The sequence below is a fragment of the Vogesella mureinivorans genome (assembly GCF_007644035.1).
In the GTDB taxonomy this organism is placed as follows: Bacteria; Pseudomonadota; Gammaproteobacteria; order Burkholderiales; family Chromobacteriaceae; genus Vogesella; species Vogesella mureinivorans.
The window spans coordinates 1-297 of the sequence record NZ_VMTV02001087.1 but is presented as its reverse complement, the minus strand read 5'-3'; the positions used below and the strand labels follow the sequence as shown (position 1 = coordinate 297).

Genomic DNA, 297 nt, shown 5'->3' with positions numbered 1-297 from the left:
TCCTGGCAGCTGCGTCATGACTACAACTTCGCCGGCCTCGGCATCCCGGGCCTGACCCTGATGAACCGCTACACCAGCGGCTCCAATATCCATGCCGGCGGCCGTACCGATGCCGAAGAGTGGAGTCGTGAAACCGAACTGGCCTACACCATTCAGGAAGGCACCCTGAAGAACCTGAACGTTCGCTGGCGTAACTCCGACGTCCGCCGTGACGTTGGCCAGGATCTGCACGAGAACCGTCTGATCATCAACTACCCGCTGTCGATTCTGTAATACCGGACGCATCACTGCGTCCTA

Annotated in this window: 1 protein-coding gene; it reads left to right on the top strand. The window is 59.3% G+C overall.

Annotated features, from left to right (window positions below):
• A partial coding sequence (locus tag FLQ44_RS22865; protein WP_147696180.1) for an OprD family outer membrane porin occupies positions 1-273 on the top strand: 273 nt, incomplete at its 5' end.
• Between the last annotated feature and the right edge of the window lie 24 nt (positions 274-297).